Below are 21153 nucleotides of genomic sequence, written 5' to 3' on the forward strand. Positions count from 1 at the left end.
GAAGAGCTAGTCCGTGTAGCTAGATAACATATGGTAACAACGTTCCGCTTCGCTTCACCTTGTACTTTTCAACATCAGTTCATTTCTTTCACTGTGTTTCAAAGCAAAAGCGTAACGGACTCGTTCAGCTCTGACAGGAAAATAGGAAAAATCGATTATGGTGCTTTTTACCACAAACTATTTTTATCTTTTTCCCGAAGACCTTCAATCCTTGGAGCTTTAGCTCATAGGAATTGATGAGATCGGAGCAGAGCGTAGTGCTAGCCCATGTATCTAAATAAAACACAATAACAACGCTCCAGCTCTGCATTTATCATTATTGGTATTATATCATTTCTTTTCATCAATGGAAAAACTAATGACATCTCATCCATTTTTAAACTGAAAGCGATAGAAACATCCTCTAAGAGGACAATTTCTATCGCTTTCTCCTGTCTTAAAAAACGTTTGCTTTAATCTAGTTGTTTTTTTCTATAGTAATAAATAACGCAGTAACCAAGCAAACTAACAAGTACGCTATTCCCTAAGACGCTGTACCAATATTCTGTTTGTTCATTTGTTCTTGGTAATTTTTTCTTAGCAAGTGAAGTTGTTTTTGTTGTCTTACTTTTAATTTTTGTTACATCTGTTTCTTTTGGTATCGTTGGGTCAACAATCGGCGGCACTGATACTTGTTCATAGACATAAACGATTGTTTGGGGTGCCTCAGTGAACATAACGTCATCTGTACTTAAAAATTGATCCAGATTAACTCTTAGTCGAGATGCTGATTGTTGTTTTTCTTTGAAACGATAGCCTTTGATTTCTTTTGGCTGAACCTTTTGTGTCGTTCCAACTTTTCCTTTTATTATATCATCATCCGCAATTTCTTTGCCGTTAGTATCTATATGGTGGAATTTAATTTCTCCAGCTATAGGCGCATTTTCTATCGTTGTTTCACGATTCAAATGTTCTGGATTAATTTCAATAATTTCTCCAATTTCTTTCAATAGATAGCCAACAGGTGCTTTGGTTTCAATAAGTGTATATGTTGCTTGTGGTAAGTCTTTGAACTCTGCAATTCCAGCTTTATTGGTGGTCTTAGTGATTTTTTTATCTGGATCAGCTTGGGAAACTAGTGTAAATTCTGCACCGCTAAGTGCTTGCTTTGTTTCCAAATCGATTTTGTTTACGCGGAGCGATCCTAGTAGTAATTGATTCTCTTTGCGCTCTGTTACCTTTGTTTTAGATTCAATTTTTTCTTTTGTTAATTCCAACGAAACTGGTGTTGAATCTAATTGATAACCTGCTGGAGCTTTTGTCTCTATAAATGAATAGGTTCCCGCACTCATTCCAGAAACTAAGATTAAGCCTTCATCATTCGAGGTAAATACTTTCGCTTCGTTTTGATTGGCTGTCCAATTAGGTTGGCCTTGTTCATTTTCTTGGTAAAATGTTGTCTGACCTTGCTCACTATGAGATAAGATGAATTCTGCTCCTGATAGAGCTTGTCCATCAGTATCGACTTTCTTCAATTCTATGTCTCCAGTTGTAATGATCCGTTCATTTTCAATGGTTGTGACATAATTTGGATCATTTATGTCATCATCTGATTTAGTGGATAATAGTACACCTTTTTCATAGTCTTCAGATAGCTTATACCCATCCGGTGCTGTAATCTCTTTGACTAAATATTCACCTTCAGCAACTGACTGAAAAGCAGCATTTCCGTCTTGATCTGACGTAATCTTCAATCCTAGTGATTGTTGACTCTCTTTATCAAACAGTTCAAAAACTGCACCTGATAACGGTTGTTGCGTTTGTGCATCAACTTTCTTCAGTGGAATCTGCCCTACACCTTTCCCAGAGCCAGAGCCACTGGTTACAGTATGATTGACAGTTGCCCAATCCGCTTTGATTGCCTTGTCATTTGTAAAAACTGCTGTATTGCGGATATTTGCAGATTTGGTCGTAACAGTTTGATATTCGACAGTGACCCCTCTTGTTTCTTTTTTAAACGTGATCTTAAAGTAATTTGTATCGTAACTTTTTATAGCAGAGCCTGCTGGGCTTTGATCTTGGTCATAAGTAAAGGTAATATCATAGTCCTCACCTAATCGTAAAATATTATTCGTCAACTGGTCTCTTACGACAAAAGCATCTGTTCCGATTACAAAATTGGTATTTTCTGCTTTAGATAGGTCACTTAGTGTGAAAGTATCTTCCAGAACTAATTGTTTATAGGGACGGTTAGCTGGCATAATATTCGTTCTAATAGTCCAATTAGCCAGCTTATTATCTACTGTTGATACTCGTCCTATTTTATACGTATTGATTCCTAATGGAACTGTTAATTCAGCTTTCAACTCATGTGTGTAACTTCCTTCGTCACTAACCTTAGCTATATTCGAAAATTTAGTATAGTAGTCAGAAACAGGTGCAGTGCTTGGTGCGGTCTTATATCTTACCGCTACTTTTTTATTGCCGATTGTAGAAAATTCTAAATGGATTTGATTGTCTTTAATCTCCATAACAGTTGGATAACGATCATCACCTGGCTGAATTTTTGCACCAGTCATTACAGTGACATTGCCATTATCGTTGACAATCTTATCTAGTTCTACGATTTCGATAGAGTTTTTATCTAATTTTTGAATCGACTCAATATCATCATTTAAAATTAAGTTTTTATACTTATGTCGTTCTTCGTTGATTCCGATCGTCCAGGTCAAAACACCTTCATTGCTATTGTAGCTAACATTTTTCTTGCCGCCTTCGACTAAAAAGCTAGGAATGTTAAATGTTGCAGAAGCTTCCATCGGAATATTTCCATTACCAGTAAGGGACACTTTATTGCTTAACTCATCGCCTACCTTAATGTCTGTATTATCAAATTTACTTGTATAGGTCAGAACATATTTATTTGTTGTGATTCCTTGGTGAATGCCTAACATATTTACGGTAAAACCAGAGCTCGTTTTACTAATAGTATAATCTTGGCCAGCAACTAAAGGATGTTTAGTTTTGTCATCACCTTTAGCGTAATAATAAAAGTCCTCAGATCCGTCAACCAGCTCGTTCACTCGTTCACCAAATTGATCGATCATTTGACTGAACTGCATACCCCAGTGTTTATTATTGACAATGATCGACCAATCCACTGTTCCTGATGTCATATCTAAGGAATCTTCTTCTAAAATCTTAGAAATATTTGATGGTGCTAAATTGACCTTTGCATCATCACTTCCTAATGAATCAGATACCTTATTTTCTATTTCACGTGGGCTAGGATTTTGAATGGCTGTTTCATAGACAAAACGATAAGCTGCTGTCGAAGTAGGGCTTTGATTATTCGTATAAATATAATCGGTCGTATACTGTCCAAATCCACTCGTATCCCAATGATTACTTGGTGCTAGACCGCCTAAACTAATCGATCCAGTACCATAAACATAGAGATTATAAATTTTTAAATTTGAAAAAGTTAGGTCATTTGGAACTTCATCCGTTAAAATATCTGTAAGTTTAGTCCCTAAAGCTAGTTCCGTGCTGTCCAAATTATAATCAATCGTCCAAACGATCGTATTTGTTTTTACATTGTATTCGCCTTTTTTAGTCATATGAGGATTATGATTGTATTGGAAATAAACATAGTTTGAAAGTGACGTACCATAGATCGTCGCTTCTGTGCTTAAATTGTATAATTCCTCATTGACAATTGATTCTTCTTTGATAACAGAATCATACGTCATGATGATGGCTTTATTCGTTTCTTTTTTTAAAGTCACTGTTAAATCTGTATTATTTTGTTGAAGCGTGTACTCTTCGCTTCCTAATAAAGTGGGTTCACCGATTAGGCTGCCCCCCATAGAAACATCTTGCGCAAAAACTTTCACATTTTTTACAGTCACATAGGCTGATGCATTCTCAGTACCTGTTGCTCCATTTTTATTAATTTTTGATTTTACGACGATTGTTTCGTTTGGCTGAATCGTTTGTCGGTTGATATTCGTTTTGATCTCAGTTGAAACGATATCGGTATTAAAATTTTTATTTTTTTTCAGGTTGATACTTCCTTCACCTGAGAGCTTAAATAATAGCTCATATTTTTTTTCTTGGTTATTAGCTAACGAGAAGGTAATCGTTTTAAGTAAATCACTATCATCGCTATATGGAATAAAACTAGTTTCAATGTCGATTTGATATTTTCCATTGACTACTGTTTCATTAAATATAATAGTAAGCTTTCCAGTCGTATCTAGAGTCCAACTTCCAACGGTCTCTAATCTTCCTGATATGTTGTTTGAGATTGCAATATCTGCTGGTAGTTGATATTCATAAGTTCCAGCCTGAATTGTTTGATTTTCTGTTCCAACCTGAAGAGACAACTTTAATGGTGCTTGTCTTTGTGGACGATTGGTTGTTGTATCGTATTCTACGCCTTTAGGATCAGTTAAAGTAACATTCGTTATTAAATTCTCAGTTTGTTGTGCTTTTGCTTGCCTCGACTCCAATTTCACTTCACTAGTTGAAGTTTCGGCTGATTTTTCTGGTACTTCCGTTGAAGCAACAACTGATTCTTCGATCTGCTTAGCCACTGTATCCTCTGTCGAAGTCTCATTTATAACAGCGCTTTCTGAACTTTCTGAAGAAATTACTGTGTTCAATGCTTCACTTGTTGATGTACTTGTCGAAATCTCCGAAGTGTTTTCAGATAAAAATGTTTCAGCAAAACTAACAACAGGAATCAAAGAATTAGCAATCATTAATAGTAACACCATTACTATCCAAAATTTCTGTCTTTTCATCATTTCCCTCTTTTCATTTTATTAAAAAAAACATATAACTATTAGTATTTTACCATATATTTTTCATTTTAATAGATAAAATCATGATATTTTATAATATAATTGTAAAATAAAAAGCATAATTGTTTTAAAAAAACAATCATGTTTTTTATTTTTATTTCTTATTTCAAGTCAGCTGGTGCTTTTTGTTGCCACTCTTTTGAATAAAAGGATCCATCAAGATGATAACTTGGCACCTTAGTTGAACTTGTTTCCAAAAATGGTTGAATTCGCTGATCAGCTGCTAGCCAACCACGCCAACCTAAATGGATTGTATCAGCCATAAAGTACTGGGTATCACAATCTTTGGTAAAATCTGCAATATTATTAAATCCTTGCGTTGTTAATTGGTATTTCACCTTTTTAGCAAAACCTTGTAGCATCTCTTGAGAGAGTCCTGTAAAATCGGTCCAATGTTTATTCACTGGTGGAATAATAAACAAGACCTCAGCATTGTCTTGTGCCAACTGACTAAGGACCAATTGTAAGTCAGAAAACTCAGGAGAAAAACGATAATCCCAATTCGTTTGTGAATTTTCCAAGGATTTCAATTTCTTTTTCACTCGTTTGTCATAAAATGGATTAGATATTTCAAACGGATTGTTATTAGTCGATTTTTGACCAATTTCAGTCGCTAATTGATCTAAGGCACTTACATTATACGTAGCTGGCAAACGCTTCTCAGCTTTTCTAATCGCCTTATCTTTATTAACCATCCCGATTTTCCCAAACAATTCATCTTCACGGGAAAACATGTTAAGCATTAGATTGATATACTGCTTATCTGAACTACTTGGCAGTTCTCCAGAGATAATCGCTTTTAAAGCACGATCTAACCGTTTATCTTCTTTTACCTTTGGGAAATCCATTAAACGTTCGGCAAGATACCGATCGTCATCTGTTACTTTTTCTAAGTCACTAACCCATTGATAGGTTTGCAATTCAGAGTAATAGGCATTGAAATAGTCATTGGTCACGCCATCTTTAACAAACCACTGTGGGGAAATGATAAAAACAACTTTTTTATGCGCAAGATTTTTCCCCATCGACTGCATCATTAATGCTTGTGTTAACGATTGAGTACCTGGTGCTCCCAATAAAAACGGGCGGTAATTTCGATCGTATTTCTCGGCTAAAACTGTTGGATGAAATGGACTGATTCGACTCAGTTCAGATGACCCAAAAAATGGAACATATTCCTTTGAACCGATTGCTTTATTTTTGATCGCATTTCCTCTTAATACATTTGTTGCCATAGACGTAGAAGCATCTGCTAAAACACGTTTGCTATCTAAATCTATTTTAAATGGTGCAAAGAAGAAAGCGATAAGTAGAACCGCAGAAATCAAGATCGGTCCAAAGATGGCAAAGATTTTTTTCTTCATACTCATTATTGTAGTGCTTTCACTTGTTCAATAACTTTATTTGGTGTGTTCCATAAATCGCGGTCAAATTCTGAAACAGGTACCTGTACATTAAGTTGGCCCTCAAGTTCAACTAATAATTGAACTGTTGCTAATGAATCCATCAATCCTTCTTCAAATAAATCTACATCTCTATTTTCTTTGACTTCATCTGTCCCTGCAATTTCTTCTAAAATATCTAAAACTGTTTCTTCTAAGTTCATATGTCATTCTCCTCTATCTTGTACAGTTTTCAGCTGTAGGTTATTTTATTTTTAAGCAATAACTATTTTTTATTTAAAGAACAATGTATCTAAAAATCCTGAAAAAATCAAGAAACTAAAACAAACGGCATTAAATGTTAAGAAAACCGCAAAAGCATGCGTCAATTTATTAGATGGAATTTTTTCTTTATTTTTTTTCTTAAAACGTAGCCAAGCATCGGTCAAACAAATCAAGGCAGCATGATAGAATCCATACACTAGGTAATACCATGTTAAGCCATGCCACACACCCATCAGTAAGAATAACGCAAAGTAACCAACATTGGAAGCGACGATCCGGCTCTTAAACACTTTTTTCTTGATCAAGGTAAACATTAATCGCATATAAATATAATCACGGAACCAAAAAGACAATGTCATATGCCAACGATTCCAAAATTCCTTGATGTTCCAACTTAAGAAAGGCTTATTAAAGTTGACTGGCGTATCATAGCCCATCAAATAGCTTGTTCCAACTGCAAACAAACTATAACCGGCAAAGTCAAAGAATAGATACATACTATATATATACATGTACGCTACAAGCTCCCAAGAAAAGCCACCCGTTTTCACAGCCATCTTAGCCACAACAGGCATCAACACTTGACCAAAATAATAGCCAATAATAAATTTATATAAAAAACCCAAAAAGAAATTATGGATCCCTTTTCCTAGAAAGTCGACATATTTTTCTGGTGCTGGCGGATTCTCTACATCTTTTTCAAAACGACGATAACGATCAATTGGTCCAGACGAAATCGTTGGAAAAAATAACAGAAATTCGATATATCGAAAAATATTATATTCTTTGATCGAACCATCGCGTATTTCCATGATGATTTGTACTGACTTAAAGGTCAAGTAGGAAATTCCTAAAAAGCCCAATAAGGAAGCATGTCCTGAAACAAAAGGAACAACTTTAACTAAAACCAATGGCAAAATAGCTAAAAATACAGCAAGGTAAAAAACTTGACTAGCATTTTTCTTTTGACGGTAATGAAAATAAAACCAGACTAAGATTGTCTGCCAGATAACATAACCAATCAAAGCTACACCTTGTTTCCAATCCTCCCCACCAAAGCTCATGTATAAGAACAATAATGTAACTAAAACTTGATACCAAGCCCAACGCTTCCCTTTGATCAATAAGGTAAGGATCATTGGTAGCAGAGCAATCAATAGGTAAATAAAATAAATCGGATTCGCATAAGGAATCATGTGAGGAAAGTCGATCATGTTGCATTCACCTCATTCATCAACCCTTTACGGTCGATCTTTCCATTCGCTGTCAACGGCAATTGTTCAACATAGATAAATTTTTGAGGAATCATATAATCCATCACCGATAAACTGAGTTCTTCTTTAATTGCTTTCGTTAATTTAAATTCTTTTTCAAAATCATGAGGATTCGCTACCACAAAGGCTACTAGCTGTTGAACCTTATGATTTTGGTATTTCGGTACGACAGCAGCCTGTTTAACATAAGAAACACCCGCCAAATGATGATCAATATCTTCAAGCTCGATTCGATAGCCATGAAGTTTTACTTGAAAATCAATTCGCCCATCATAAAGCAACATACCATCGACGAGCTTACCAGCATCTCCTGTGCGATACGCTGGTTGACCATTGTACTCAAAGAAGGCGGCAGCTGTTTTTTCTGGATTATGCAGATAGCCTTTAGAAACACTTGGCCCTGCAATTACGATTTCTCCCACTTCTCCAGTTGAAACTTCCTGATCATTCGTCATGATGTAAACTGTTGTATCCTTTTTTACACGACCGATCGGTACACGACTGTATTCATCCAAGAGCGCTTGGGTGACTTCCACACCAGATATCGCTACAGTTGCTTCTGTCGGCCCATATGTATTAAAAATACGTGCTTGAGGGAAACGGTCTACTAATTTTTGTGCCGTTGCTTTAGGCAGTTCTTCACCACAAAATAGAAAAACCTTTAAGCTATCAACATGCTCTCCGTCAAAGGTCGGTTCCATCAAACAAATATCCATAAAGGATGGTGTTGAAACCCAAACTTCAATGGCTAATGTCGGCAATAACGTAAATAGTTGTTTAAAATCATTAATAACCTCTTTGGCCATCGGTGTTAATGAACCCCCTGAGGTCAAAGCTGGATATAAATCCATCACTGACAAGTCAAATGAATATGGGGCTTGAGATAAAAAGCGCATGCCTTCAGTGATCCCAAAGTCTGTCAATTCCCAATTCACAAAACTTAAAAGATTATTATGACTGATTTGAACCCCTTTTGGTACACCTGTTGTTCCAGAGGTAAAAATAATATAGTAGGTTTCTGGCCCAACTACTGGTTCCAAACTACCTACAGTCTCTAATTCTGCGCATATATTGTTAAGTTTATCTATTGAAATAATTTCAGCATCCGTTTCAATTTCTGGCCAATCCTTAACTGCAAAAATCATTGCCGGCTCAGCAACTTCTAAAATCATCTCAACTCGTTCTTTTGGTGTATGAGCCTCGATTGGTATATAAGCGTGACCAGCTTTGGAGGCACCTAAAAAACAAGCTAACATTTCAAATTCTAATTCGCCATAAACCACGACTGGACGACCTCGTCCTATGTTCTTTTGCAAATATCCGGCAATTGCATCTGAGTCTTGCTTCAACTCACCATAAGTATACGTTCGATTGGTTTCAATATAAACGGGACGGTTTGGCTCCTTCATCCCCCAACGATCGATTGCTTCAATAATATTTAAAATCGTCATGAAGTATTTCCTCCCTAAAACTCGTTATAAATAAATGTACCGCCGTCAATATTTTTATAATGATATAAATAAATCAACATTAAGAGAATCCCAAAATAAAACACGGTCTTTCCAATAAATTTCCCCCAATATTGTACATTAGGTTGATTAAAAAATGCTTTCATTCTATTTTAAGCCTCCAAATTTTTTCCAAATTCATCATTTTTGTACTGTTATTGTAATCAAAACCACTAATAAAAGAAACTAAATTCGCAAATAAAGTACACTTTGCCACTAACAGTTTTGTCACTTCCAACAAAAAAAGGGCAGAACAAAAGGGTAAAGGTTTTGTTCTCCCCACTTTCATGCATAAGAACTAACTGTTTTCAACGCTTTTTTAGTTTACTCATTTTTAGAGTAATCACTAGTTACTTTAAAAAAAATTAAGTTATTGGCGATATTTCCCATGGATAATACGAGAATAGATCGCTGATGTTAAAAAATAATACGCTAGATAAATCAAGATCAATAGTCCACATGACAGATAAGCCAACCAATAGCCTGAACTGGAAATAAATTTACTAAATACATAAATCGCAAATGTTGCATGCAATACTCCAATAATCATTGGTGGAAAGAAGATAATGCTGTTTTGCTGGTAAACAAGTTTTGTGATTTCTTTTTTAGGAATCCCAATATTCTTTAATAAATCATAATTTTCTTTCTCTTTTTCGGCTTCAGAAAATTGCTGTAGCATCAAAATACTCCCTGTAATGATCAATGCCAACACACCTAAAAACATCGCCACGTAGATGAATAACCCCATCGCTCTTCTGTTATACCTCAATTCTGAAAAGCGATTTGTGTAATTTAACTGCCAATATTCCTGTTCATCATCCTCAGAATACTCTTTAGATTGCTCATTTTCTGCCTTCTGACTTGTTTTAGCAGTATAACCTAGCAGCTGATTATCGACCCACTGATATTTATAGTATACAGGGGCAATCCACTTAGGTTTTACCTCCTCAGATATCTTATTGACCAACTCTTCTTCATCATTCGTATGAACATTAAACGCATTTAATGTATAGGAGATTCCTGAATTTATCTCCTTGAACTGCTCATCCGATACAACCACTGTGGGAAAAGTATACCTCAATAAATCTTGTCCCAAAAAATCCGCGCGTACATCTGAAACATGAAGCTTGATTCCATCTGACAATGTAAAATCAGACCCATAGCGAATAAATCCGCCTAAAATATTTTGAATACTATCCAAAATAACAATGTCCTGTTTATTATGTAGCTCAATTTTTTTTAAATATGGATTTATTTTTTGAAATTCTCGATAGTTTGAAAGAGCTAAAATGTTTATTGGGCTTAGGTTATTTTCTTCAGCGTCCTGTCCAATTTTAAGATGAAATCGGCTACCCGTCAACTTATAATTCAATTTGACTAAAGAATCTATTTTTGTATCCGTTTTATTTTCGATTACTTGCGCTACTTTCTCAAAATCATCTTGTGCAACAATAAAATCTGTTGGTGCTGTAATATTTACAGAATTCATCCCAATTGTATAAAAAGAAGCCGCACCACCAATCATCCCTAAGGCAATTGCAATAAAAATCGTCACAAACGATAACGTATTGCCACTTCTTCTAACATGTTTTTTGGTGTTACCTAAGGCTAACATGTTTAAGTTTCGATAATAGTTGAACTTATCTTTTCCAAATAGATAGACAACTAGGTTCATTGTATAGTTAAAAAATAAATACGTTCCTACCATACAAATCAACATAATCGCTACTGGTGCAATCAAGAAACCTGCAAAACCAAACGCTGCTTTCATCAAAAAGGTTGCAAAACGAATCACATTATACGATAAAATATAGCCCGTCAGGATAAACACGATCCCTAAAACACTTAAGACAATCTCAAGAACAGACAATTTAGTTGAATTGGCCGCTCTTTTCTTCCTTTTACTAAGTAAATCTGAGACTTGATAGCGATAAATCAACCAGCTACTTCGAAAGGACACCGCCAACAGCATAAAAACAAAAACAATCCCTGTTTGTACCATGGATGGGATCGAAGCATAGAACAGACTTTCTACTTGCAAAAACATGGCTTTGGCCAAAATCATCGAAAATAGTTTAGAAAAAATAACGCCAAGAATCAGACCAGAAACTAGTGAAATCGCGCCCAAAATCAATGTTTCAATAAAAAATAGAAAAGATATTTGTTCTTTGCGCATACCGATTAAGTGATACAAACCAATTTCTTTTCCTCTTTTTAAAAGAAAAAAATGGTTCGCAGCAAACATGAATCCTAAAATCATGACCACGACTAGAATACCACCTAAATTCATCGCACTATCGATATGAATCTCTTGCCCAACTCTATTCGTTAGATTTCTATTATAGGTAATCGCATTAAAGCAATAATAGACAACAACAGCAAATGTCATACTAACAAAATAAACAAGGTAATTAAGAAATTGTCCTTTAAAATTTTTCCAAGACAAATTAAAAATCATTCGCTCGGCCACCTCCGCCAATGGTTGCCTGCATATCAATCACCCGATTGAAAAACTCTTTTCTAGAGCCTTGACGAACTACCTCTGAAAAAAAGACACCATCTTTAATAAACAAAATCCGATTACAGTAACTTGCAGTATAAGGATCATGGGTAACCATCATGATCGTAGCATCGTCTTGTATATTCATATTCGTCATATATTGAAGTAATTCTGCAGCTGATTTAGAATCCAAAGAGCCCGTTGGTTCATCTGCAAAAATAATTTTAGGTTTAGTGATCAGTGCACGTGCTGCTGCTACTCGCTGTTTTTGTCCAACTGAGATTGCATTAGGGAAACTACTTAACAATTGGTCAATCCCTAAAATATCAGCAACATGCGCCAACCGTTGCTCCATTTCAGATAGAGGCATACGATCAACAGCCAATGGCAATAAAATATTATCTTTTACATTTAATGTATCCATTAAATTGAAATTTTGGAAAATAAACCCTAGTTTCTTACGTCGAAAATCGCTGATTTGACCATCGCGCATCTTCAATATATCTTGACCATCTATTCGAACCGTTCCAGTCGTAGGCAACGCAATCGTGGAAATCGTATTGAGTAATGTCGACTTACCAGCACCACTAGGTCCCATGATCCCGACAAACTCTCCTTGTTCTACAGAAAAAGATATATTATTCAAAACTTGGACCTTATTGCTTCGGTACCCATATGATTTACTTAAATGATTTACTTCTAAAATTTTTGTCATAGATTTCGCTCCAGTTTATTCATTATCCTTATTCTACCAATATTTTGCGTAACTGAACATCGTTTCCTCTTACAATTAAGTAATAATAAAAAAAGATTCATCAATCATTTATTTTTCCAAGTCAAAACGTTGTGACAATTTCCACAAACCTTTTAGGGAGTTGTTTTCACAGTTTTTTTCATTTCTCATAAACACTATATGTAGTTATACAAAGGCATTAAAAATTAAATTTCACACTATATATAGTTGAAAGATTCTATGAATTGTTTTATTATAAGGAAGAAATAAATCTATGAGGAGATGTGCAGTAATGATGGATATTAAGCAAGCTAATAATGAAGTGAGTTCTACTGGTTCAGCCTTACATACGATTAAAATCGTTAAAAGAGATGGTCGGCTAGTAGATTTTGATGATCGAAAAATTTATGACGCTTTGATCAAAGCTGAACAAAAAATTCGTGGTTCTTTAGACCCGCTTGCCCATGAACGTATTCAAGAAATCGTTGAAAGAATCGATCAAGAAATTTCAGATCGTTTTGCAGAAGATGTCAAAATTTATGAAATCCAAAATATCGTTGAACATATTTTACTGGCAAAAAATGAATATGAATTGGCAGAAGAATATATCAACTACCGCACTCGTCGAGATTTTGAACGTAGTAAAGCTACAGATATCAATTTTACAATCAGTAAATTAATCAACAAAGACCAATCAGTCGTTAACGAGAATGCCAATAAAGATAGCGATGTTTTCAACACGCAACGTGATTTAACGGCTGGGATCGTTGGAAAGTCAATTGGACTTAAAATGTTGCCTCCTCATGTTGCCAATGCCCATCAAAAAGGTGATATCCACTATCATGACTTAGACTACCATCCATATACACCGATGACCAACTGTTGTTTGATTGACTTTAAAGGAATGTTGAACGATGGATTCAAAATTGGTAATGCTGAAGTTGAGTCACCTAAATCGATCCAAACAGCAACTGCTCAAATCTCACAAATCATAGCCAATGTCGCCTCTAGTCAATATGGCGGTTGTTCTGCTGATCGTGTGGATGAACTATTAGCACCATTTGCTGAATTAAATTATCAAAAACATTTAGTAGATGCTAAAGAATGGATCGATGGTGCTGATCGTCAAGATGCTTATGCTAAAAGTAAAACCCAAAAGGACATTTATGATGCCATGCAAAGCTTAGAATATGAGATCAATACCTTATTCACTTCAAATGGACAGACTCCATTCACTTCTTTGGGATTTGGATTAGGTCTAAATTGGTTTGAACGCGAGATTCAAAAAGCAATTTTACAAATCCGTATCAAAGGTTTAGGTAGTGAACATAGAACAGCAATTTTTCCTAAATTGATTTTCACTTTAAAACGTGGTGTTAATTTAAACGACTCAGACCCAAACTATGACGTGAAACAACTTGCATTAGAATGTGCAACCAAAAGAATGTATCCTGATATTTTAAATTATGATAAATTAGTCGATTTGACAGGTAGTTTCAAAGTCCCAATGGGTTGTCGTTCTTTCTTGCAAGGATGGAAAGATGAAAATGGCGAAGAAATCAATGTCGGCCGTATGAATTTAGGAGTAGTCACTTTAAATCTGCCTAGAATTGCAATGGAAGCACAAGGCAATGTTGGTAGATTCTGGACACTTTTAGCTGAGCGTTTAAATACAATGAAAGATGCTTTAGTATATCGTGTTGAACGTTGTAAAGAAGCAACACCGGCTAATGCACCGATTCTTTATATGTATGGCGCATTTGGCAAACGTTTGTCTCGAAAAGAATCTGTCAATGAATTATTTAAAAACAAACGGGCTACTGTTTCACTAGGCTATATTGGTTTATATGAAGTCGCTTCTGCTTTTTACGGCGGAGACTGGGAAACGAATCCTGAAGCGAAAGACTTTACACTTGCGATCTTAAAAGATTTAAAAGCCCATGCAGATGACTGGGGCAATGAATATGGCTATCATTTTAGTGTCTATTCAACACCAAGTGAAAGCTTAACTGACCGTTTCTGCCGCCTAGATACCGAAAAATTTGGTATCGTCGAAAATATCACAGATAAAGACTATTACACCAACAGTTTCCATTATGATGTACGTAAAAATCCAACACCATTCGAAAAACTAGATTTTGAAAAAGATTATCCACAATATTGCTCTGGCGGTTTCATCCACTATTGCGAATACCCAGTCTTACAACAAAATCCTAAAGCTTTGGAATCTGTTTGGGATTACGCCTATGATCGTGTTGGCTATCTAGGAACTAATACACCGATCGACCATTGTTATGAATGTAATTTCGAAGGAGATTTCCACCCAACAGAACGCGGATTCGAATGCCCACAATGCGGCAATCACGATCCAAAATCATGTGATGTTGTTAAACGTACCTGTGGCTACCTAGGCAATCCCCAAGCCCGCCCAATGGTACATGGAAGACATAAAGAAATCTCTTCACGAGTGAAACATATGAAATAAAAAGCGGAACGAACCATCTAGACCTCGAACAACCGAGTAGGTACCTTTCTACATCAACTCATTACATTCTTTGTGTGTCAAGGCAATTAGGAAAATGCTGCAAAGATGCTCTTTATCTTTGCAGCACTTTATCTATTTGTTGAGAGGTCTGGTTCGTGTAGCTAGATTAGACAAAAAGCGGAATGAACCGATTAGCTCTGACTGAAAAATAGGAAATATTGATCGTGACGCTTTTTGTCACTAGCAATATTTGTCTTTTTTCTGAAGACTTGGTTCGTGTAGCTAGATTAAATAAAAAGCGGAACAATCCGCTGATTCCAAACACAGAAAAAAAGCGATGTGCATTGCATTAAGTTGCAGACATCGTTTTTATTTGAAAGGATGACTAAAAATGAGAAATCCTAAACCACAAGAGTGGCTAGCAGAAGAGCTCAGCCAAAATTATATTGGTGATTATAAGGCATTTAATTTTGTAGATGGCGAAGGTGTACGAAATAGTCTTTATGTCAGTGGCTGTTTGTTTGCTTGTGAAGGTTGCTTCAATCAGGCAGTTCAAAATTTTCGCTATGGTAAACCATTTACAAAAGAATTAGAAGAGAAAATCATTGAAGATTTATCTCATGATTATGTACAAGGGCTGACCTTGCTAGGTGGAGAACCCTTTTTAAATACTGAAGTTTGTTTGACTGTTGTTGATCGAGTGCATCAAGAATTTGGGACTAAAAAAGATATTTGGTCTTGGTCTGGCTATACATTTGAAGAATTATTGCTAGAGTCCGATGATAAACTGGAGCTATTGAGGAAAATCGATATTTTAGTGGATGGACGGTTTGAACTGTCCAAAAAGAACCTAAATCTCCAATTTAGAGGCAGCAGTAATCAACGGATTCTTGATGTCAAAAAATCTTTAGCTAGTGGTCAAGCCGTAATTTGGGAGAAATGTCATGATGCACAACAAGCATACGAACAAATAAAAAAAGGACTTTTTATCTAGTATTTAACCCAACGTAGTAACAGAAACTTTCTGATTACTACGTTGGGTTTTGTTTCTATCTATTTATTTAATCAAATCATTAGCTCATCTTTTAGTGCTATATTACAATAAAATAGAACTCATCAAAGTTGATTAGGAGGAAAAAAGATTATGACTACTAATTCGTTTGCTACTAAAAAGGCGATTATCACAGGAGCTGCTTCTGGAATTGGCTATGCTACTGCAAAATTATTTATTGAAAAAGGCTTTGTCGTTGGCTTGATTGATGCTGATAAAAATCGCTTGGAATCTATTTCTAAAGAATTCAAACAGGATGGTTACGACTGTTATTACCGAAGTGTAGATGTAACTGATGAAATTAATTTGAAAAAAGCAATCGATGAATTAACGGAAAGTTTAGAAGGCTTGGACGTATTTTTCAGTAATGCTGGAATCAATGGAACTTGGGCGCCGATTGAAACCTTAACGATCAGTGATTGGGATCAAACGATAAACACCAACTTGCGCAGTACATTTTTATGTACAAAATTTGCGATTCCACATATGAAGGAAAACGGTGGATCGATCATTATAACAAGTTCTATTAATGGAACTCGAATTTTTAATAACTTCGGTGCTTCAGCCTACAGTTCTTCAAAGGCTGGGCAAGTGGCTTTTACAAAAATGGCTGCTTTAGAACTTGCTCGTTATAACATTCGTGTAAATGCTATCTGTCCTGGTGCTATCGATACGGCGATCAATGGAAAAACAAAATACTCAGCTGATCTGGATGAAGTTGAAATCAAGGTAGAATTTCCAGAAGGGAATCGTCCGTTGAAAAATGAGACTGGAACCAGTGAGCAAGTTGCTCAATCTGTGCTATTTTTAGCCACCGATGCTTCAGCTAATATTTCAGGTACAGAGCTTTATGTTGATGGAGCAGAATCTTTGCTTTAATTTAAACAAGAAATAAGAGCCCGAGACAAAACTTTTTTAGTTTTGTTTCGGGCTCTTGTTTGTTCTAATGAGCGCTTGTTTTGAAAAAGGTAAGAACCTCTTCACGAATCTTACGGTGATCAACAATCGGCTCGGGGTAATCTTTTCCAATAACTACACCACTCTTTTTTTGAAGCTCTTCTGACATCTTACTCGGCTCATGAATAAATTCATTTGATACATCTTTTAACTCGGGAATAAACTGGCGAATAAAATCACCGTATCGATCAAATTTTTCACTTTGTGTCGTAGGATTAAATATCCGAAAATAAGGAACGGCATCTGTTCCGGTAGAAGCTGCCCATTGCCAACCTCCTATATTACTCGCTGCATCATAGTCAATCAGTTTTTGTTGGAAATACTCTTCTCCCAATCTCCAGTCGATCAATAAATCTTTCGTTAAAAACGATGCCACAATCATTCGTAAACGGTTATGCATCCAGCCAGTCTGGTTTAACTGCCTCATTCCAGCATCTACGATTGGAAAACCTGTCTGTCCTTTTTTCCATCTTTCAAAAAAATCTTGATTATAGCTCCATTGCAGTTGTCGATATTGTTCTTTGATTTCTTGTGTTTTTTGTTTGGGATTCTCAGAATAAATCATATTATAAAAGTCTCGCCAACACAGTTCAGAAATAAAAGTTTGACGTCCATTGGAATCTGGTTCAGCATTAAGAGCATGCCAAACTTTGCGAATAGATAATTCACCTGTTCTTAGAAAACGTGATAACTTACTCGTTTGATCTGAATAAGGGTAGTCTCGACCATCTTGATATTCATGTAAGTGATTCTTTACAAACTCTTTTAAATAATTCTCCGCTACAACTTCCCCACATTCATATTCAAAAGGTAAATAAATGTCTTTAATGATTTGCTTAAACTTTTTTTCTCCCTCTATAAATAATGGATGTGAACTTTCTTTTAATGAATCTAAAGGAGCCACGGTTCTTTGATATGAGCGTTTTGGCATTGTCAGCCATTTTTTAAAGTAAGGTGTGAAAACCTTGTAACTTTCTCCAGTTGGCTTTTTAATTTCCTGCACACCATGTAGATGACTGTCTTGATAAGAATATACTTGAATCTGGTTATTCTCAAAAAATTCAATCATTTTTTGATCCCGTTCTTTTCCGAAACCACGTTCATCTAAATTAAAATAGATTTTACTCCAATCTGGATAGCCCTTTTTTAAATTGGTAAAATTTTCTTTTAGGTTTCCATATAAGAAATGGATTGGAACACCGTTCGCTTTCGCATGCTCATAAAAACTATTTAAGCTATAGAAAAAAGCAGCATGATTATAGCTATTTTCTATAAATTGCAGTGGATTCAATTGAAAAACACAAATAAGTTCATCTGCAAATTCACTATCTTCTACCATCTTACTAAACGCTGTATTATCCTCTAAACGAAGGTCTTTGCGAAACCACATAATCGTTTTGCCCATTGCCTCTTTCCTTTCAGGTTTATGAATACGTAGATAGTAGCATAGATACTAAATTATCACTAAAATTAAGCCTTGATTTGCTGTTACTTCAATGCTTCATTTTCATCCGTTTTTGTTTTTTCCCATAGGGGCAATACCATATTTTCGTAAGCCATTGGATCGAGGTTCGTCAAGGTTATCCCTAATAGCCGAATCCCTTGTTCAAGTCCCAGTACCTCTTCCCAAATCAGGTTGGCCTGGTAATACAATTCTTCTTTTTTTGAGATATACTCTGGTAAAGTCTGACGCTTTGTCACTGTTGTATAATCTGTGTAACGAACTTTCAACACAACTGTTTTCCCATGCTTTTGGACTCGCTCTAACGATTCTTCCACTCGTTCTGCTAATTGTCTTAATTGAGCAGTTACTTGCGCTTCAGTCGTTAGTGGTGTGCCATATGTATGCTCTTTCCCTACTGATTTACGGTCTCTTGTGATATTTACAGGAGAATCGTGGATCCCGCGAACTTTTCGATAAAGAGAATAGCCCATTTTACCAAAATTACGGATCAGCATCATCTCATCTTGTTTGTACAGATCCTCTCCAGTATAAATACCTAAATCATGCATCTTAGGTACTGTTTTTTTCCCAACTCCATGAAATGCTTCGATTGGCAATGCCTTTAAAAAAGCTTCAGCCTCATCGGGCATTACAACCGTTAACCCTTTAGGCTTTTGAAAATCCGAGGCTAATTTTGCTAAAAATTTATTATAACTGACACCAGCAGAACAAGTTAAATGTAACTCGTTCCAAATATCATATTGAATCAATTTAGCGATTTTAATCGCTGATTTACTGTTGATCTTATTTTCCGTAACATCCAAATAGGCCTCATCTATTGATACTGGCTCGATAATATCAGTATAACGGCGAAAAATCTCTCTAATTTGCTGAGAAATTTCAGAATATTTCTCATAGTTGCCTGGTTTAAAAATAGCATCTGGACATAATTCATAGGCTTTTTGAGCGCTCATGGCTGAATGGATACCGAATTTACGGGCTTCATAGTTTGCAGTAGTTACTACTCCTTTCCCTCCTGTATCACTAGGATGGCGTGCAATCACTAACGGATGCCCTACTAACTCTGGATGATCCCGTTCTTCAACAGAGGCAAAAAAAGCATCCATATCGATATGAATAATCTTACGGGAAATATCCTTCTTTAAAGGGAAACGTAGTTCACTGATCATAATCGCCATCCTCCTTTAAAATAGGCTTACCTTCGCCTTCTATCTTTAACCAAGTTTAAGAAAAATTCCCTTTTCGCTATCTTCTAGCATTTTTTCAATCTTTGTTTGAGCAACCTGTGAGATACTGGACGTTGACACCACTTGGTCAGCTATTTTTACTAGAGGATCTACGAACCTTATCTTCTTCTTTTGATAGATATCATAGTTATCCTCACTAGAGCAAACACTGAATTTTAGTGGGTGATTCATTTTATCCAATAACTGTTGAATTTGAAGACTATTACTTGATTTTAACTTTTTAAGAAACGCCGAATCAGTCATCAGCAAATCATCCCGCGTAATTTCTTGACTCTCTAGACCAAGCTGAATTGCTTTTGCCAGCCATTCATAACTACATATATTACGAGGATCGTAAAAAAAGTCGATCACTACTTTTTGATATTGATCTATAAACCATAAGGCTTGATCAACTGTATTCAAAACGATCTGATTTTCTACGATAATGATTGAACCTAAAAATTCCTGAATTTCTTTAAGTGGTACAGAAAAGTAGCGGTACACTTCTCGTAATGTGTAATCAATTCGATCACAACATAGCAATGGTGCTTGTTGCTCCAATAATCCCCATTGTTCATCATCAAATAAAATCTGCCGATGATCAAATCCATACTGATTTAGTAACGTGGGAATTGTTGATTGTTCAATCAACGCTGCTTTGATTTGTTCATGATAATCATCCGTTTTATTAGACAAAGCTAAATCGATCACATGAGAAAAAGCAGTGTGTGACACATCATGGAGTAACCCCGCAATTTGCTCTGCTACAGTTCCACCCAATTTTCTAATCAACAACATAACACCGATAGAATGTTCGTACCTTGTTTCATTCCAAACTGGATTGATTAAAAAAGCCGGACCTGCCATATGAACATCTTTTAAACGCTGAATCTCTTCTGACAAGATCAATGCAGCCAGAACGTCTTCTACTTCAAATGAACCATATAGAATATCCTCAACAATCATTTATTTCTCCTTTAAAATTCTTCTGCCTTGTACAAATATTATATACGAACATTTGTTCATTTACAACTGATTTTATTCAAAAAAAAGGAAGTCAAGCTGTTTTAAGCTCAACTCCTTTATAGACAGTATCTATATTGCTTTTACTCCCCTTTCCCCCGTTCTAATTCGGATCGCCTCTTCTACGTTATAAACAAAGATTTTGCCGTCGCCGACCTCGCCTGTCTGACAAATAGCCAAAATCAAAGAGATAATTTTTTCGACATTTTCATCTAAAACAACGAAACTAACTTTAACTTTAGGTAATAATGTCGTAATGATTTCTTGTCCCCGCACGTATTCTTTCAAGCCTTTTTGGTTACCAAAACCTAGTACTTGACTGACCGTCATCCCTAACGCTTCAAAACGATCATCCACCATTACTTTTAGCTCTTCTAATTTTTCCTGTTGTATGATTGCTTCTACTTTTTTCATCTA

Annotated in this window: 15 protein-coding genes; 3 read left to right on the forward strand and 12 right to left on the reverse strand. The window is 35.7% G+C overall.

The window, feature by feature from the left end; translation table 11 throughout:
• Positions 1 to 452: 452 nt before the first annotated feature.
• From ATZ35_RS00815 to ATZ35_RS00850, 8 genes are all read right to left on the reverse strand, one after another.
• Positions 453 to 4790 (reverse strand): SpaA isopeptide-forming pilin-related protein, encoded by a 4338-nt coding sequence (locus ATZ35_RS00815; RefSeq protein WP_244148192.1) that lies wholly within the window; start codon positions 4788 to 4790, stop codon positions 453 to 455.
• 158 nt (positions 4791 to 4948) lie between these two features.
• Positions 4949 to 6217 (reverse strand): D-alanyl-lipoteichoic acid biosynthesis protein DltD, encoded by a 1269-nt coding sequence (gene dltD / locus ATZ35_RS00820; RefSeq protein ID WP_208928537.1) that lies wholly within the window; start codon positions 6215 to 6217, stop codon positions 4949 to 4951.
• Entirely contained in the window at positions 6217 to 6453 is a 237-nt protein-coding gene (gene dltC / locus ATZ35_RS00825; protein WP_010773288.1) for a D-alanine--poly(phosphoribitol) ligase subunit DltC, read from the reverse strand. The genes dltD and dltC overlap by 1 nt, the downstream gene beginning before the upstream one ends.
• Before the next feature lie 69 nt (positions 6454 to 6522).
• Complete coding sequence (gene dltB, locus ATZ35_RS00830; RefSeq protein WP_208928546.1) at positions 6523 to 7728, reverse strand: D-alanyl-lipoteichoic acid biosynthesis protein DltB; 1206 nt, start codon at positions 7726 to 7728, stop codon at positions 6523 to 6525.
• Positions 7725 to 9239 (reverse strand): D-alanine--poly(phosphoribitol) ligase subunit DltA, encoded by a 1515-nt coding sequence (gene dltA, locus ATZ35_RS00835; protein ID WP_208928549.1) that lies wholly within the window; start codon positions 9237 to 9239, stop codon positions 7725 to 7727. The genes dltB and dltA overlap by 4 nt, the downstream gene beginning before the upstream one ends.
• A gap of 14 nt (positions 9240 to 9253) precedes the next feature.
• Positions 9254 to 9403: a teichoic acid D-Ala incorporation-associated protein DltX gene (locus tag ATZ35_RS00840; RefSeq protein ID WP_086278750.1), complete on the reverse strand. Its 150-nt coding sequence runs from the start codon at positions 9401 to 9403 to the stop codon at positions 9254 to 9256.
• 263 nt (positions 9404 to 9666) lie between these two features.
• A complete protein-coding gene (locus tag ATZ35_RS00845; RefSeq protein ID WP_208928552.1) occupies positions 9667 to 11754 on the reverse strand; it encodes an ABC transporter permease in 2088 nt (695 codons plus the stop codon).
• Positions 11744 to 12511: an ABC transporter ATP-binding protein gene (locus ATZ35_RS00850; protein WP_208928554.1), complete on the reverse strand. Its 768-nt coding sequence runs from the start codon at positions 12509 to 12511 to the stop codon at positions 11744 to 11746. The genes ATZ35_RS00845 and ATZ35_RS00850 overlap by 11 nt, the downstream gene beginning before the upstream one ends.
• 310 nt (positions 12512 to 12821) lie before the next feature.
• Here ATZ35_RS00850 and nrdD point away from each other — a divergent pair, with 310 nt between their 5' ends.
• The 3 genes from nrdD to ATZ35_RS00865 all read left to right on the forward strand — a co-directional run bounded on the left by nrdD (position 12822) and on the right by ATZ35_RS00865 (position 16944).
• Positions 12822 to 15014: an anaerobic ribonucleoside-triphosphate reductase gene (nrdD, locus tag ATZ35_RS00855; RefSeq protein WP_208928556.1), complete on the forward strand. Its 2193-nt coding sequence runs from the start codon at positions 12822 to 12824 to the stop codon at positions 15012 to 15014.
• A 391-nt stretch (positions 15015 to 15405) separates the two neighbouring features.
• Positions 15406 to 16008, forward strand: a complete 603-nt coding sequence (gene nrdG, locus ATZ35_RS00860) for an anaerobic ribonucleoside-triphosphate reductase activating protein (protein WP_208928558.1) — start codon at positions 15406 to 15408, stop codon at positions 16006 to 16008.
• Positions 16009 to 16158: 150 nt separating this feature from the next.
• A complete protein-coding gene (locus tag ATZ35_RS00865; protein WP_086278744.1) occupies positions 16159 to 16944 on the forward strand; it encodes an SDR family oxidoreductase in 786 nt (261 codons plus the stop codon).
• 64 nt (positions 16945 to 17008) lie between these two features.
• Here ATZ35_RS00865 and ATZ35_RS00870 read toward each other — a convergent pair whose 3' ends face one another.
• The 4 genes from ATZ35_RS00870 to ATZ35_RS00885 form a co-directional block, all read right to left on the reverse strand.
• The gene (locus tag ATZ35_RS00870; protein WP_208928560.1) at positions 17009 to 18427 is read right to left on the reverse strand and encodes a cryptochrome/photolyase family protein; all 1419 of its coding nucleotides are present in this window, start codon (positions 18425 to 18427) and stop codon (positions 17009 to 17011) included.
• An 83-nt stretch (positions 18428 to 18510) separates the two neighbouring features.
• Positions 18511 to 19656 carry a DNA polymerase IV gene (gene dinB / locus ATZ35_RS00875; protein ID WP_086278742.1) on the reverse strand — a complete coding sequence of 382 codons (1146 nt, stop codon included), beginning with the start codon at positions 19654 to 19656 and terminating at the stop codon, positions 18511 to 18513.
• A gap of 45 nt (positions 19657 to 19701) precedes the next feature.
• Positions 19702 to 20679, reverse strand: a complete 978-nt coding sequence (locus tag ATZ35_RS00880) for an HD domain-containing protein (protein ID WP_208928561.1) — start codon at positions 20677 to 20679, stop codon at positions 19702 to 19704.
• A 129-nt stretch (positions 20680 to 20808) separates the two neighbouring features.
• Positions 20809 to 21150 carry a P-II family nitrogen regulator gene (locus tag ATZ35_RS00885; protein ID WP_086278740.1) on the reverse strand — a complete coding sequence of 114 codons (342 nt, stop codon included), beginning with the start codon at positions 21148 to 21150 and terminating at the stop codon, positions 20809 to 20811.
• Positions 21151 to 21153: the final 3 nt, after the last annotated feature.

It is taken from the genome of Enterococcus rotai, assembly GCF_001465345.1.
GTDB classification, from domain to species: Bacteria; Bacillota; Bacilli; order Lactobacillales; family Enterococcaceae; genus Enterococcus_L; species Enterococcus_L rotai.

Excerpts from the sequence above, each read along its gene's own strand:
- nrdD (WP_208928556.1), top strand. The coding sequence starts at position 12,822 with ATGATGGATATTAAGCAAGCTAATAATGAAGTGAGTTCTACTGGTTCA.
- ATZ35_RS00840 (WP_086278750.1), bottom strand. The coding sequence starts at position 9,403 with ATGAAAGCATTTTTTAATCAACCTAATGTACAATATTGGGGGAAATTT.
- dinB (WP_086278742.1), bottom strand. The coding sequence starts at position 19,656 with ATGATCAGTGAACTACGTTTCCCTTTAAAGAAGGATATTTCCCGTAAG.
- ATZ35_RS00870 (WP_208928560.1), bottom strand. The coding sequence starts at position 18,427 with ATGGGCAAAACGATTATGTGGTTTCGCAAAGACCTTCGTTTAGAGGAT.
- ATZ35_RS00880 (WP_208928561.1), bottom strand. The coding sequence starts at position 20,679 with ATGATTGTTGAGGATATTCTATATGGTTCATTTGAAGTAGAAGACGTT.
- ATZ35_RS00845 (WP_208928552.1), bottom strand. The coding sequence starts at position 11,754 with ATGATTTTTAATTTGTCTTGGAAAAATTTTAAAGGACAATTTCTTAAT.
- ATZ35_RS00815 (WP_244148192.1), bottom strand. The coding sequence starts at position 4,790 with ATGATGAAAAGACAGAAATTTTGGATAGTAATGGTGTTACTATTAATG.
- dltA (WP_208928549.1), bottom strand. The coding sequence starts at position 9,239 with ATGACGATTTTAAATATTATTGAAGCAATCGATCGTTGGGGGATGAAG.
- dltD (WP_208928537.1), bottom strand. The coding sequence starts at position 6,217 with ATGAGTATGAAGAAAAAAATCTTTGCCATCTTTGGACCGATCTTGATT.
- ATZ35_RS00865 (WP_086278744.1), top strand. The coding sequence starts at position 16,159 with ATGACTACTAATTCGTTTGCTACTAAAAAGGCGATTATCACAGGAGCT.
- dltC (WP_010773288.1), bottom strand. The coding sequence starts at position 6,453 with ATGAACTTAGAAGAAACAGTTTTAGATATTTTAGAAGAAATTGCAGGG.
- ATZ35_RS00850 (WP_208928554.1), bottom strand. The coding sequence starts at position 12,511 with ATGACAAAAATTTTAGAAGTAAATCATTTAAGTAAATCATATGGGTAC.
- dltB (WP_208928546.1), bottom strand. The coding sequence starts at position 7,728 with ATGATCGACTTTCCTCACATGATTCCTTATGCGAATCCGATTTATTTT.
- ATZ35_RS00885 (WP_086278740.1), bottom strand. The coding sequence starts at position 21,150 with ATGAAAAAAGTAGAAGCAATCATACAACAGGAAAAATTAGAAGAGCTA.
- nrdG (WP_208928558.1), top strand. The coding sequence starts at position 15,406 with ATGAGAAATCCTAAACCACAAGAGTGGCTAGCAGAAGAGCTCAGCCAA.